The sequence below is a fragment of the Acinetobacter bereziniae LMG 1003 = CIP 70.12 genome, assembly GCF_000368925.1.
Taxonomy (GTDB): Bacteria; Pseudomonadota; Gammaproteobacteria; order Pseudomonadales; family Moraxellaceae; genus Acinetobacter; species Acinetobacter bereziniae.
In genome coordinates, this window is the sequence record NZ_KB849756.1 from 2,771,389 (window position 1) to 2,785,147 (window position 13,759).

At 38.1% G+C, this 13,759-nt stretch carries 12 protein-coding genes and 4 tRNA genes; 4 read left to right on the forward strand and 12 right to left on the reverse strand.

Annotation, left to right across the window (positions count from 1 at the left end; translation table 11 throughout):
* Positions 1–143: 143 nt before the first annotated feature.
* The 5 genes from F938_RS22790 to F938_RS22815 form a co-directional block, all read right to left on the reverse strand.
* Positions 144–863 (reverse strand): hypothetical protein, encoded by a 720-nt coding sequence (locus tag F938_RS22790; protein ID WP_004826503.1) that lies wholly within the window; start codon positions 861–863, stop codon positions 144–146.
* Between the two features lie 747 nt (positions 864–1,610).
* A complete protein-coding gene (locus F938_RS22800) occupies positions 1,611–1,994 on the reverse strand; it encodes a hypothetical protein (RefSeq protein WP_005035510.1) in 384 nt (127 codons plus the stop codon).
* Positions 1,995–2,245: 251 nt separating this feature from the next.
* Entirely contained in the window at positions 2,246–4,315 is a 2,070-nt protein-coding gene (glyS, locus tag F938_RS22805) for a glycine--tRNA ligase subunit beta (protein WP_005035513.1), read from the reverse strand.
* Positions 4,315–5,292, reverse strand: a complete 978-nt coding sequence (gene glyQ, locus F938_RS22810) for a glycine--tRNA ligase subunit alpha (protein ID WP_005035515.1) — start codon at positions 5,290–5,292, stop codon at positions 4,315–4,317. Before glyQ ends, glyS begins: the two co-directional genes overlap by 1 nt.
* Positions 5,293–5,398: 106 nt before the next feature.
* A complete protein-coding gene (locus F938_RS22815; RefSeq protein ID WP_005035518.1) occupies positions 5,399–5,794 on the reverse strand; it encodes a hypothetical protein in 396 nt (131 codons plus the stop codon).
* 259 nt (positions 5,795–6,053) lie between these two features.
* Here F938_RS22815 and F938_RS22820 point away from each other — a divergent pair, with 259 nt between their 5' ends.
* On the forward strand, positions 6,054–7,532 hold the full coding sequence (locus F938_RS22820) for an FAD-binding oxidoreductase (RefSeq protein WP_005035520.1): 1,479 nt from the start codon (positions 6,054–6,056) through the stop codon (positions 7,530–7,532).
* Here F938_RS22820 and F938_RS22825 read toward each other — a convergent pair.
* On the reverse strand, positions 7,501–7,863 hold the full coding sequence (locus F938_RS22825; RefSeq protein ID WP_227559280.1) for a hypothetical protein: 363 nt from the start codon (positions 7,861–7,863) through the stop codon (positions 7,501–7,503). The genes F938_RS22820 and F938_RS22825 overlap by 32 nt on opposite strands.
* Positions 7,864–7,980: 117 nt before the next feature.
* Between F938_RS22825 and F938_RS22830 the strand changes: the two genes are divergently transcribed.
* Together F938_RS22830 and F938_RS22835 are read left to right on the forward strand one after the other, a co-directional pair.
* Positions 7,981–8,394, forward strand: a complete 414-nt coding sequence (locus F938_RS22830) for a lysozyme inhibitor LprI family protein (RefSeq protein WP_005035525.1) — start codon at positions 7,981–7,983, stop codon at positions 8,392–8,394.
* Positions 8,395–8,515: 121 nt separating this feature from the next.
* Positions 8,516–9,616, forward strand: a complete 1,101-nt coding sequence (locus F938_RS22835; RefSeq protein ID WP_005035527.1) for an HPP family protein — start codon at positions 8,516–8,518, stop codon at positions 9,614–9,616.
* Between the two features lie 82 nt (positions 9,617–9,698).
* Here F938_RS22835 and F938_RS22840 read toward each other — a convergent pair whose 3' ends face one another.
* The gene (locus F938_RS22840; RefSeq protein WP_005035529.1) at positions 9,699–9,959 is read right to left on the reverse strand and encodes a PspC domain-containing protein; all 261 of its coding nucleotides are present in this window, start codon (positions 9,957–9,959) and stop codon (positions 9,699–9,701) included.
* A 345-nt stretch (positions 9,960–10,304) separates the two neighbouring features.
* On the opposite strand from F938_RS22840, the gene F938_RS22845 reads away from it, so the two are divergent.
* On the forward strand, positions 10,305–10,967 hold the full coding sequence (locus F938_RS22845) for a hypothetical protein (protein ID WP_005035532.1): 663 nt from the start codon (positions 10,305–10,307) through the stop codon (positions 10,965–10,967).
* Between the two features lie 23 nt (positions 10,968–10,990).
* Here the strand turns inward: F938_RS22845 and F938_RS22850 are convergent.
* The 5 genes from F938_RS22850 to F938_RS22870 all read right to left on the reverse strand — a co-directional run bounded on the left by F938_RS22850 (position 10,991) and on the right by F938_RS22870 (position 13,605).
* Positions 10,991–11,066: transfer RNA gene (locus F938_RS22850), tRNA-Lys, on the reverse strand.
* A 161-nt stretch (positions 11,067–11,227) separates the two neighbouring features.
* Positions 11,228–11,303: transfer RNA gene (locus F938_RS22855), tRNA-Lys, on the reverse strand.
* Positions 11,304–11,393: 90 nt separating this feature from the next.
* Positions 11,394–11,469, reverse strand: a tRNA-Lys gene (locus F938_RS22860).
* Positions 11,470–11,557: 88 nt separating this feature from the next.
* Positions 11,558–11,633 (reverse strand) — tRNA-Lys (locus F938_RS22865).
* A 130-nt stretch (positions 11,634–11,763) separates the two neighbouring features.
* Complete coding sequence (locus F938_RS22870) at positions 11,764–13,605, reverse strand: long-chain-acyl-CoA synthetase (protein WP_005035534.1); 1,842 nt, start codon at positions 13,603–13,605, stop codon at positions 11,764–11,766.
* Between the last annotated feature and the right edge of the window lie 154 nt (positions 13,606–13,759).

Here is a 13,759-nt window from a genome sequence, read left to right on the forward strand (position 1 = left end):
AATCACCCGCTTAAACAGTAATAAATCAACGACAGCAAAATATAACAATATATGGTTCGTAATATTACTGAGTATTTGAAAGAAAAGCCCACGGATGTGAGCTTTTCATCTTAATATTGTGGTTTAGAGAACATCAATTGCAATTATTTAGCTGCAACTTTGGCTTCTGTTGATACGCCGACGTTTGCACTACCTACTGGTGTTTTCACATGTGTTTGTGAATTTACTTTAGCACCTGTGTTGGTTGATTTCGGCTTAACCAAGTCTTTGGTTTTTTGCCAAGTTTTACTGGTTGCAGATTTGGTTTTATCTTTCGCTTTTATCGCAGCTTCTTTGGTGTTATGACCTGCTTCTGAACTTAGCTTTTTGGTATTTTCCCAAGCACCTTTGCTGGCTACTTTACCTTTATCGATTCCAGTTTCAACACTTGTACCGACTTTATCAGCAGTATTTTTAGTGCCATCCCAAGCATCTTTAGAGACTTCACGAGTTTTGTCGACACCTTTTTCTACACCAGTACCGACTTTACCTGCTACATTCTTGGTACCATCCCAAGCATCTTTTGACACATCACGGGTCTTATCGACACCTTTTTCGATACCATCACCGACTTTAACGGCAGTATTTTTTGTACCATCCCAAGCATCTTTTGAGACTTCGCGAGTCTTATCGACACCTTTTTCAATACCATTACCAACTTTGTCTGCTGTATTATGGATTCCTTGACCAATATTGCTGAGTAGACCTCCACCATTTGCATTGACTTCAGCTGATGCATTGGCGCTGACATTTGTATTGGCGAAAATAAGAGGAGAGCTAGCTAAAAGGGCTGTAGCGATCACTGTTGTTTTAAGCATTTTCATAATTAGTTTTATCCTATACCTGAATGAGTTCAAGTTTGAGTGTTGCCTATCATAATGTGAAATTTGAGTGAAAATAGTCTTAGAGATAAAATAGCAACAGCTTATCTACACAGTTTTAACAATAATGTAAAAATTGTGAATAAAGATTAAGATCGAGTTTCTATGAAAAATTTTTTATTTTTTATTTTAAAATTCTGATACTTATAAATGAAAACTCACGACTCTAAACGTTGTGTTATTCACATCGTCATCTTGTCATTGAAACAAAAAACACATAAGCTTTGGAATCAATCTATATCTTATTCCTATAATGAACAATATAAAAATCTTAGTGTTGTTGAGTATATTTTTCAGTTTTAGACCGAGTTTTGCCTGTGCTTGTGGGGAAGAAGTCCCTTTCAGTCATCAAATGATTGGCTGGGTTACAACGGCAATCATATTTCTCATTTATTTGATTCCTAGTTTTTATTTTGTAAAATATTTTAAGAAATATCAGCTATCTATCCTACACCTCGTTTTGCCTCATATATTGATGTTAGGCATGCTTTACGCTTTGTTGAATTCTTTTAAATTGGGTTTAAATCCAATTTATTATTGGTTTGCGGATTACCTTCCGAATAGCTTAATTTTTATTGCGATTGGACTCATTGGTGTGATTTTTTGGCTCTATCCCGTGATTTATGTTGTTAAAAAGAGCTAAATGGTTGTGTATTTAGCTCTACGGACAGCGTAAGTCAAGTGCTGAGATTAGTTACATTTTTCCAGATTTGCTGCTTTAAAGTTGTTTTTGAGTGAATTGAAGTTTTTTAGCTTTTCAGCATCTTTAGGATCAAAAACTGTCTGCTTCTGTTCAATATCCGCATCGACATTTGAAAATGCTGAAATCAATTGCTCTCCTTTAAAAATCCAATGTTCAGTTGCTTTTCCTTTTTCAAAGTTCCCTGTAAATTCAATCACACAGTTATCTGTTTGGCGAATGAGTCGAGCAAGATTGTGTTTGGTGTTGGGCTCTGCTGAGATATTTTTGTGTTGTTCTAAAACAGTCGGTGCGTTTGGATTAGTGGGTGTCGTTGAGCAGGCGCTGAGGGCGAGTGTCATGAGTATTGCGGGGAATATGATTTTTTTAGTCATTACTGTTACGCTCAGATTGAAAGGTTGATATTCAGTGTATACAAATCATTGGATAGATTAAGCTTTATTTAGTTTTTGATTGTTAAAGACTATTTTGAAAATTTACATATTTTGTTTTTATTTTATTCATTTAAAAAGCATCATTTCAATGGGAAAAGAGGACGACACTTTTTCCTTTATTAATTTTGTTTTGTGCTTGAAAAATAAAACCTGCCAAAAGGCAGGTCTTATTTTTTCAGTGATTTAACTTCTTAATGTTGTAACACTGAAATATCCGCAACGCTTGTAAATAATTCTCGCAACTGAGCAAGTAAACGTAAACGGTTTGCTTTTAACTCGGCATCATCCGCCATGACCATAACACCTTCAAAGAAAGCATCAATTGGTGCACGAAGAGCTGCCAACTTGGAAAGCGCAGTGGTGTAGTCTTTTGCATCTAAAAGCGGCTGAACAACAGGAAGGATATTTTGAATCTCGCTATAAAGTGCTTTCTCTGCATCTTCTACCAGTTTAGCTTCAATAATCTCACCAGTAGGTGTAGCTTCTTTCGCCAAGATATTTGCAACACGTTTATTTGCAGCAGCAAGAGCAGCAGCTTCTGGTAAATCACGGAAATGATTCACTGCGGTAACACGCTTATCAAAATCTAAAGGTGATTTTGGTGAAAGGGCTTGAACAGCCTGAATCACATCAACGGCAACACCTTGGTCTTCGTATTTAGCACGATAACGACCTTCAAGGAATGCCACAGCATCGGCTAAAGTCTTCGCATGATCTTTCAATACATCGCCATAAGCAGCCAAAGCTAACTTGATGAGTTCTTCAATCGAAACATCAAGATTATTTTCAGTCACTAAACGCAAGATACCAATCGCAGAACGACGTAAAGCAAATGGATCTTTCGAGCCTGTTGGTGCTTGACCAATACCAAAAATACCTGTGAGGGTATCTAAACGGTCAGCAAGCGCAAGCGTTGTACCTGTTTTGGTTTTTGGTAGAACATCGCCTGCAAATTTAGGCAGATATTGCTCACCTAAAGCTTCAGCAACTTCATCATTTTCGCCTTCAATGCGTGCATAGTAAGTACCTGCAATCCCTTGCAGTTCAGGGAATTCACCGACTAATTCAGACGTTAAGTCACATTTAGCAAGCAGTGCGGCTTTTTCAACATCCGCAGGGTTTGCACCTGTGATTGCAGATAATGCCACAGCCAATTTAGCAATACGCTCAGACTTATTCCAAAGTGTTCCTAACTGTGCTTGGAACACCATATTGGCTAATTTATCTTTACGTGATGCAAGTGGCTGCTTTTGATCTTGTAAGAAGAAGAATTCAGCATCAGACAAACGTGGACGTACAACTTTTTCATTCCCTTCAATAATTTGAGTTGGATCTTTAGACTCAATATTTGAAACAGTAATGAAATAAGGTTGTAATTTATTGTCAGCGTTGACCAAACAGAAATATTTTTGGTTGTCTTGCATGGTCGTGATCAAAGCTTCTTGAGGAACAGCAAGGAAACGTTCTTCAAAACTTGCACGAAGCGAAACAGGCCATTCCACCAATGCTGTCACTTCATCACGAAGATCTGCCGGTACAATCGCAGTCGCATTCACTTCATCTGCCAAAGCTTTGACTTGTTGATCAATGATCGTTTGGCGCTCAGCAAAGTCAGCAACAACATAAGCCTGACGTAGTGCATCTAAGTACGCATCTGGGTTTGCCAATACAATAGCTTCTGGTGCATGAAAACGATGACCATAAGTCACATTGCCTGTTTTGTGATCTTGAATCGATGCATCAATTACAGCATTGTCTTTCAGCAATACTACCCACTTCACAGGACGGACAAATTCGGTACGGCTTGCAGCAGAACGCATGCGTTTAGCAATTGGCAGGTTATCTAATGCTGTTTGTAAAATTTGTGGAAGTAAAACGTCAAGGCTTTGACCTTTTACATCTTTTAGGTAACAAACTTTTTCAACTTTACCGGCTTGGAAAGTTGATACTTGATCTGCTGTAATGCCTTGACCACGCATAAAGCCTTCCAAAGCTTTGGTTGGTTTGCCTTCAGCATCATAAGCCGCTTGAACAGCAGGGCCATCAAAACGCTTTTGGGTGTCTGCTTGAGCAGCATCCACATTGACGATCTTCAAGGCCAAACGACGTGGTGCAGCGTAAGCTTCAATAGCTTCAAATGCCAAACCCGCTTCATTTAGCCCTTTTTCTGTTTCTGCTTTTAAGGCATCACGTAACGTTTTTAGGCTTTTAGGTGGTAACTCTTCACAGCCAAGTTCGAATAAAACAGTATGTTTAGACATTATTTATTCTCCTCAGCTTTTGCTTCTGCTTCAACTTGCGCCTTTAACTGTGCTAATACTTCATCACGTAAATGTGGTTCCGCCATTGGGAATCCTAATTTTGCACGGGCAGCCACATAGCTTTGCGCAATAGAGCGAGCCAAAGTACGGACACGTAAGATATAACGTTGACGCTCAGTGACTGAAATAGCACCACGGGCATCAAGCAAGTTAAAACTGTGGGATGCTTTGATGACTTGTTCATATGCAGGAAGCGGAAGCTCAGCTTCCATTAAACGCGTTGCTTCAGTTTCATAAAAGTCGAACAGCTCAAACATTTTTTCAACGTTGGCATATTCAAAGTTATAGGTCGATTGTTCAACTTCGTTTTGATGGAAAACATCACCATACGTCACTGTACCAAACTGACCTTTGGTCCATACCAAATCGTAGACAGAATCTACGCCTTGTAGGTACATTGCCAAACGTTCAAGTCCATAGGTAATTTCACCAGTCACTGGATAACATTCAACACCACCTACTTGTTGGAAGTAGGTAAATTGAGTGACTTCCATCCCGTTTAACCACACTTCCCAACCTAAACCCCAAGCACCCAGTGTTGGAGATTCCCAGTTGTCTTCTACAAAACGAATGTCATGGGTTAAAGTATCAATACCGATTGCTTTTAACGAGTCTAAGTAAAGCTGTTGGATATTGTCAGGGTTCGGTTTAAGTACAACTTGGAATTGATAATAGTGCTGTAAACGGTTTGGGTTTTCGCCATAACGCCCGTCTTTTGGACGACGTGATGGTTGAACATAGGCTGCGTTCCATGTTTCAGGACCAAGTGCGCGTAAGAATGTTGCAGTGTGGAATGTCCCTGCACCCATTTCCATATCGTAAGGCTGTAACACCACACAACCTTGTTCAGCCCAGTAGTTTTGTAAGGCAAGAATTAAGCCTTGGAATGTATCAATATGCGATATGGCGCGACTCATGCAGCATCCACTATAAGTATTAGAAAAAATTGGTTCTAAGTATAAGGATTTTGCGGAGGTGTGGCAAAGGTTAGTCTACAAATATTGACGCTCATCGCAGATCAGTTCAGGTACATTTTTTAAGATTTTCTTTTGAGATCAAATTTTTCATTTGATTGGCCTCTTTTCTTATTTTCATTTCCTGAATATGTGCCTCGATTTCTGCATCTGGGGAGTCTGTATCTATGCTGGGTTCTGAGGTAGAGTTCTCAGAAATTAAAATGAGGCCATCTCTAAAAAAAGCCCAGTCTTTTTCAATGGGCGGGGTATTCTTTACACTTGTTTTTGTTTTTAATAGACAGATTTTACCTTTCTTGATCAGTGTGAGTTCAAGTACGCTTAAAGGGTTGTTTGCAATTTCAATCTGTTGAGTTTCTAAAATTACAGGTTCATTCGATGAAAGGCAGGCGCTAAGAAAAAGACAAGAAGTTAAAGTGATTATAAGGGGTGTTTTGCTCATCATTCATAATTAAAAAGTTAAATTATATATTTGATATTAACACAAAAAAAATAAATTTATTAACTTTTGGATTGTGAACTGTCTTTTGAGTGTTAGATATTAAGCATGGATCAGGGGGATACGATGAGGCTTTATTTCATGTTAAATAAATGAATTATTTTAAGATATTTACCATGACATTTTTGAACCTTCGTTTTATATTTAAGGCTAAAATTTTAATTCAGAACTTCAATCACAATAATTTTTAATAGAATTGATCAAGATGCAAAAACAATATCGAAACAAACTTTGGATAAGCCTTTTACTTATTTTAATTGCTGTCATTTCAATCCCATCCATTCATCTAATTAAGACTAAAATGAATGAACATCAAGCCATGGAACACATTCCAACAGGCTATCGAGATGATGCTAGTCATCTGAATCTAACTAAAGTACATGGTGTAGTGGACGTTGAAACCTCACCACAGGCAATTCAGAGTCAATTAAAAACATTGCTTCAGTATGCCAATGAAAGACATTTAAAAATCTCAATTGCCGGTGCAAAACACAGTATGGGAGGACATACCATCTATCCGGATGGTATTACATTGAATATGTTGCCTTATCGCCATATGAGTCTCGATGAAAAGAATAATATTTTAACCATCGGCTCTGGCGCAACTTGGGAAGAGGCACTCCGTTATTTAGACCGTTATGGTAAATCAATTGCGGTCATGCAATCTTTTAGTAATTTTTCTATTGGCGGTTCAATAAGTGTAAATGGACATGGTTGGCAAAAAAATTCGCCTCCAATTTCGTCTAGCATTGAATCATTTACATTGATGAATGCGCAGGGGGAGATATTAGAATGTAGTCGTAGAGAAAACCCTGAACTGTTCAAATTGGTGATCGGTGGTTATGGATTATTTGGCATAATTCTCGATGTAAAATTAAAAGTGGTAGACAATGTTGCTTTGGTATTTAACTCTATTGCTGTTTCACCAAAGGATTATTTAGAACAATATCAACGGATTGTGAGTGAAGATACAAACGTGCAGTTTGCATATGGACGGTTACGTATCTCAGATAAACACTTTTTAGAACAAGCCACTTTAAATTATTTTGAAAAAATAGATAAAAAGCCTTTAGCCTTATCACAACAACAAAGTAAAAATGCCGAAACTAAACGTATTGTGTTTCGTGGTTCTGTAGATAGCGAGTATGGTAAGCGTCTCCGTTGGGATCTTGAAAGTAGTCTTAATTCAATATCGCCTTATACAACATTCAGCCGCAATGAAATTCTAAGTGAAGATGCCTCATTGATTGAAAATAAAGATCCGAACTCAACAGATTTATTACATGAATACTTTATTCCAAAACGCTATTTGGCACAGTTTGTTCAAGATTTAAAGCCTGTTTTAAAACATAAAAAAGTCGACCTACTCAATATTACTATTCGAGAAGTCGAATATGATCCTGATGCTTTTATGAATTATGCAAGAGAGGACGTTTTTGGTTTGGTTTTTTTATTCAACCAAAAGAAAACACCACAGCAGGAACAGGATATGCAACAACTGACACGGCAATTGGTCGATATTGTTCTGAAAAATCATGGCACATATTATTTACCTTATCGTTTACATATTCGTCCTGACCAGATGCGACTGGCATACCCACAGGCAGATGCATTTTTCAGTTTGAAGAAAAAATATGATCCTGATGAGCTTTTTAGTAATCAGTTCTATCTACATTATCGCTAACAGAGTGTGGTTGAGAGGAAAGTACTTGTAAAAATGCCCAATAACAGCAACCTGAAAATATTGCAATTGCATAGAAAAACCAATCACTGAATAATTTCCAGATGGGCGTTGGGAACGCGCCCGTAAAAACCAAATAACCAATCATAGTAACAATTAGCCACATCAATAATGAACCCGCGAAAATACTGAAAAAATTGAGCCAATATTTATGTGCAAGCCATAAAGAAAGCGCATATGCAATTGGAATGACGATCACACAGTAAATCAAATAAATCATTAAGCTAATGCCGAATACGGTCAGTAACGACTGCACATCATATTGATGATTCATGAAAAGAAAAAAAGTGATTAATAGGATTAAGCTAATACTCGGCGCTAAAAATAAAGCTTTTAAAATAGATTTATTGCTATATTGAACCATGATCAAAACAACAAAAGAGATTAAATAATGAAATCATGCCTAAAAATGATTATTTTTTCTACTGTGATTTTTTCCACTTTGCTATATGCGGAAAATCAAAATGTACAGATAGATGTATACAATAAATGTGTTGATCAAACCATAGAAGAACTTGGATTGGGCAATATTAATAATGCTGTTGTAGAAATATGTAGTCATCAAGGCAAAGCATTCTATGAAAAAGAAATTGTTAAAGTGTTGGATCAGATTAAAAAACAAAGTCAAAAAGACAATCAACAAGAACGTTATACGGACCTGATGAAATCTCAACGCTTATGGAAAGCATATGTTGATCAGGAGTGTCAAAACGCAGGGCGTTATATTGGTTCACCGATGTATGAATTTTGCCCTATGCAAGAATATGGCAAAAGATTAGAGCAGTTAACTGAATATACACGATAAAAAATCACTGTGTGAGAAATATAGTAGAAAAATTTATACAGCTAAGATGGATAATAAATACATCTTATAATCACAACAACGTATAATTCGCACTTCAACAGTGCAAAAGTGCAGGATCGTCGTGTTTCATACGCAACTTGAATGGTTAAATACCTTAAAACCCAATTTTAAAGTGTTACCCCTAAAAGATCGGTTACTTTGTGGCTTAGGCGCACTTTTAGGCTTGGCGATATCTTCACTGATCTGTTGGTATGTATTAGGTGGCTTTAACGCATGGTATATCGCACCGATGGGAGCATCCTCTGTATTGCTATTCGCAGTGCCCGCAAGTCCTTTGGCGCAACCATGGAATATGGTGGTTGGAAATACCATTGCTGGTCTGATTGGTGTGACATGCGCACTCTTGATTTCCAATCCAACGGAAGCATTTAGTATAGCCGTTGCATTGTCGATCTTCTTAATGATGAGCACCGATTCATTGCATCCGCCAAGTGGAGCTGTGGCAATTACTGCTGTATTGGGCGGTGATTCGGTACACCAACTGGGCTATCATTTTATTTTCTATCCCGTGTTGATCAACTCTGTATTTTTGTTGGCTATCGCAATTATTTTTAACAGAATGCTAGGCAAACAATATCCCCAAAGTGCACAGCTCAATGTTCGATCTAAAGACCCAACACCAACACAGAAGGTCACCATCCAACCCCAAGATATTCAAGAGGTCTTAGAGTATCAAACTCAGCTTTTAGACATTAGTGAATATGATTTACAAAAAATCATTTTAGAAGCACAAGAGAAAGCCAATGCACGTGCAGTTCATGAGTTTCTTTGTCAGGATATTATGAGTAAAGATGTGATTCGTTTAGACGAGCAGGACGATATTCACCAAGCTTTGGACAAATTCAAACGGGTAAATTTAATGAGTTTACCTGTGGTCAATGCCGCACATGAATTGGTGGGTACATTGGCGCTGTATGAAATTGTGGAATGGTTTAAACGAGCGGCTGATCCACGAGCCTCATGGGAGCACTTTGTCAAACAAATTATGAATCGACAGGTCGTAACTGTACAACCAACACAGCCGATTCAAGATCTTGTGCCATATTTTGTGGAACGGTCTTTTAACTACATTCCTGTGATTGAAAATCAGAAATTGGTGGGAATTATCAGTCGCGCAGATATGATCGCCGCATTGCAACAACAGTTAAATCATCAAAAATAAAGTGATGTTGAATAAAAAAAGCTACAACAGTTTGGGGGAACTGTTGTAGCAGAAAAGGGAAAAGTGTTTAAAAGAATGTTAATTAATGGGTTTTCTCTTCATAAATGGTACGTACGGGACGCTGATAACCTTGATGATCATTCAAACGTAAATTCTGTTTAGGCATCAGTAACCAAAGAATTAGATAGACCAGAATACCTGGGAATGCAGCACTCATACATGAAACAATCACGAAAATGATGCGCAGCAAAGTCACATTCCAACCAAAACGTTCAGCAATACCGCCCATAACACCGGCGATCATATTATGTCGGCTTGAACGATATAAACCAGAATTGGTCATTTAAATCTCCTTAGAAAGTTATCTGTTACAGATCATGCTTTAGCACTATAAGAACAATCTCTGTACTTTTAATAATGGAGTTCTGACACAATTCTTCAAGTAAAGTGCCGATAAAAATTGTTAATACTGTGTAACAATGTTTCTTAAATTATTCAAAATACTGTAAAAAAGCGGACGTAAAGCAAGTGCTGACGAGTTGAAAAAAAAGTGTTTTTTATACTTTTGTAAAAAAAATACCGTGAAGATTTCGAGAAGTGGTACAACGCAATACTATATGCGCATGTAGATGAATGTTTGACATGTTTTTTACTCAGTATATTTGGGTTATTGGGATTTATGCATTTGATGGTTCATAAAACAAGCTTCCTTGGAATTTTAGGTATAGGTATCTGTAGCCTATTGAGTGCTTGTGATTCTTCAAAATCGAACAGTAAGCAGCAGGGATCTTCTGATTCACAGAATTCATCTAGTGAGATTGCTTTGCAGGAAGCAACACAAGCTGTACCTGCCAGTGATGGCAAGAAGTTGAGTGAAGTTGCGGGGCAGGCGACCTTACCTGCAATGGCAGAGATTAAAGGTTTTGCACCACAGCGTGAAACCTTACCATCCAAAGCTGAAGAGTTTGTTGGACGCTATCATGTGCAAATCAGCTGTGATGATCCATTTGCCAAGTGTGAACAGGGTAGTGCAGAGTTTATTATCAACTTACTCGCAGATGGAACAGCGCATCGTACATTTGTATATATGGGCAAAATAAGCAATGAAAATAGTGATGTAAAATCAAATCGAAGCTATCAAAAAAATACATGGATTTATGATGACGCGCAGCATGAAATCATTGTAAATCGAGTCGAAGGAATTCAATTTTTTTATAAAGTGGATGAGAAAAATAATTTGGTGATGGATATTGATAAAATTCTTAATGGAACTGAAGAGAACCGTTTGTATTTTGCTCAACACCATACAGCGCCAATGAAAGCGTATGTCTTAAAGCGTTTTGAGAATTAAAACAGATAGATCGTTTTTAAATTTGGTGGGTTGTGTGGGGTTCGAACCCACGACCAATAGATTAAGAGTCTACTGCTCTACCAACTGAGCTAACAACCCAATACTTGTCTAAAAGTGTTTAAACAAAAGTAAAAGATCAAGTAAAATTTCGAGAACGGCGAAGCATCAAAAAAGATGATGTTTTGTCTAGGTCGGAATATTTGCAGGTTTCGTTTCTAGTATAGTACTTAAACAGTACAGAAAGAAGCCCGAAGAAAGAATGGTGGGTCGTCCGCGATTCGAACGCGGGACCAACGGATTAAAAGTCCGCTGCTCTACCAGCTGAGCTAACGACCCTGAGTCTGGATGTATAAAGTATCACTTTATCCGAATCAATGAAAATCTAGATTTTCATTCGGTATCCATGTTCAGATTGAAACATATAGATGGTGGGTCGTCCGCGATTCGAACGCGGGACCAACGGATTAAAAGTCCGCTGCTCTACCAGCTGAGCTAACGACCCTGAGTTAGGATGTAAAGTAAAACTTTACTTAAAGCGACATGAAAATCAGTAATTTTCATTCGATATCCATACAGGTCAAAACAATAAGTGGTGGGTCGTCCGCGATTCGAACGCGGGACCAACGGATTAAAAGTCCGCTGCTCTACCAGCTGAGCTAACGACCCTTTTGTTTTGATGGAGCGTATTTTAGCAAGATATTGATAGAGCGCAAGTAAAAATTAAGAAAGTTTGCAACGTTCGGTTATAAATAACACAAAATCAATTAAAAAAGCCCTGAAAACAGGGCTTTTATTTCTAGAAACGGTATTTATAAGCTTCGATATTGGCATAAACTTCAGCTGTGACATCACAATATGCTGTCGCACTTGGCAATAAAACCAGTAAACGATCAGAAGTTTTTTCAGGATTAAAAGCCTGTTCCTTCAATTTATTCTTCTGATATTTAAATGTTCCAGTCGTTTCTACAATCTGTTGAATACGTAAAAAAACTGGAACTGCATAAGCAGGTAAGTTCTTTTTAAAATCTGTAACCATCTGGCTTAAATCTTGTTCTGTCAGCTGTTCGCCTTCATGCAAGGTGATTGCTGCCATACCGGCACGACCATTGGTATTTGGAATCTCAACGCCGTAAACCACTGCTTCTGTAATCTTGGGATAGTCGCTACAGATATTTTCAACTTCTGTGGTAGATACATTTTCGCCTTTCCAACGAAAGGTATCTCCCAGACGATCAACAAATTGAGCATGACGAAAACCGATATCACGAACCAAATCACCTGTAATGAAATAAGCATCGCCCTTTTTAAAGACATCTTTCATGATCACGGATTTGTTTTTTTCGGGGTCTGTATAGCCATCAAAAGGAGAACGTTTGGTAATTTTACCAATCAGTAAGCCCACTTCACCTTTTTTGACTTTTTGGCAGTAGCCATCTGCGTCACGTACTGCTTCGTTACTTTCTTTATCAAACTGTACAATCGCATAAGGAGTAGGTGAAAACCCAACAGTATTATCAAAATTGAAGATATTACTGAACCCCACATTGCCTTCACTTGAAGCGTACAGTTCAAGAATTTCTTCTACGCCAAAACGCTGTTTAAACTTGTTCCAGATATTTGGACGCATGCCATTACCGATCATTTTGGTAACGCGGTGTGAATGATCAAGTTCTGATGGGGCTGCATCCATAAGATAGCGACAAAGTTCTCCTACGTACCCAATTGCAGATGCGTTAAATTTTTTCACATCTGACCAAAATGCAGAGGTTGAAAATTTACGTCGAATTGCCAAAGCCGAACCACCTGCAATGACGCCACACCAACATACCACCATGCCTGTTGCATGGTAGAGCGGTAAAGTACAGTACATTACGTCATCTTCACCTAAATTTAGGATGTGACCATAGGTTCCATAAGCGAGTGTCCAACGACTGTTGGTGAATATAACCGCTTTAGGTAATCCCGTTGTTCCAGAGGTATAGATATAAAATAATCCATCTTTACCTTTAACATTGTGGGTTGTTGCTGGATTAAATTTAGGGAATGCATCAATTTGCTGTGCAAGATTGATATAGCCTTGTGGTGCACTACCTGGTTCTTTTAAGGTGTCTTGATCTGCAAACCAGTGTAGGCGATCTGAAGCGATGTTTAAATCTTGACGAACTTCATCCACAGCAGCACGACATTCTTCTCCCACAACAATTGCCACAGGATTAACGAGGTTGACACTGTGTGTGAGTACTTTGCCTGTTTGTGAAGTGTTCACAAGTGCAGAGGTTACGCCAATTTTTGCTAAAGCGATCACTGTTGCAATCAACTCTGGACGATTCTCGATCATCACAGTGATCACATCGCCTTTTTTTATACCAAGAGAAAGATAGAAATGTGCAATTTGATTTGCCCAAGCATTCAGTTCTTTATAACTGTAGCGTTGGTTTTCAAATAATAACGCATCTCCATATGGATTACGTTTGACCGCACGCTCAAAAGCTAGACCTAGCCCAGCAGGTGTGTTGGGCGTTCTGATATAAGCTTGTTTAAGTCCAGTCAGGATATTTGGAAGCTTATTGATGAGCTGTGGTAAGCGCTCGGCTACATCAGCAAATCCGATGAGATCGGTCTGTGTTGTTTGACTCATATCAATCCTATTTTTTTTTCGTAATCCGATACAATTTCTTAGTGTGTCATTGATCTGCATAAGGTACACATCAACTTTCATGTCATGTCTGCATTTAAATAAACATGTATACATGATCAGTAGATATTATTCTTAGTTCCAGATTCGAGAATCA

What these genes read in the sequence shown, in the direction of transcription:
- F938_RS22840 (WP_005035529.1), bottom strand. Translation starts at nt 9,959, where the DNA reads ATGACCAATTCTGGTTTATATCGTTCAAGCCGACATAATATGATCGCC.
- F938_RS22830 (WP_005035525.1), top strand. Translation starts at nt 7,981, where the DNA reads ATGAAATCATGCCTAAAAATGATTATTTTTTCTACTGTGATTTTTTCC.
- F938_RS22790 (WP_004826503.1), bottom strand. Translation starts at nt 863, where the DNA reads ATGAAAATGCTTAAAACAACAGTGATCGCTACAGCCCTTTTAGCTAGC.
- glyQ (WP_005035515.1), bottom strand. Translation starts at nt 5,292, where the DNA reads ATGAGTCGCGCCATATCGCATATTGATACATTCCAAGGCTTAATTCTT.
- F938_RS22820 (WP_005035520.1), top strand. Translation starts at nt 6,054, where the DNA reads ATGCAAAAACAATATCGAAACAAACTTTGGATAAGCCTTTTACTTATT.
- F938_RS22825 (WP_227559280.1), bottom strand. Translation starts at nt 7,863, where the DNA reads ATGAATCATCAATATGATGTGCAGTCGTTACTGACCGTATTCGGCATT.
- F938_RS22800 (WP_005035510.1), bottom strand. Translation starts at nt 1,994, where the DNA reads ATGACTAAAAAAATCATATTCCCCGCAATACTCATGACACTCGCCCTC.
- F938_RS22870 (WP_005035534.1), bottom strand. Translation starts at nt 13,605, where the DNA reads ATGAGTCAAACAACACAGACCGATCTCATCGGATTTGCTGATGTAGCC.
- glyS (WP_005035513.1), bottom strand. Translation starts at nt 4,315, where the DNA reads ATGTCTAAACATACTGTTTTATTCGAACTTGGCTGTGAAGAGTTACCA.
- F938_RS22815 (WP_005035518.1), bottom strand. Translation starts at nt 5,794, where the DNA reads ATGATGAGCAAAACACCCCTTATAATCACTTTAACTTCTTGTCTTTTT.
- F938_RS22845 (WP_005035532.1), top strand. Translation starts at nt 10,305, where the DNA reads ATGGTTCATAAAACAAGCTTCCTTGGAATTTTAGGTATAGGTATCTGT.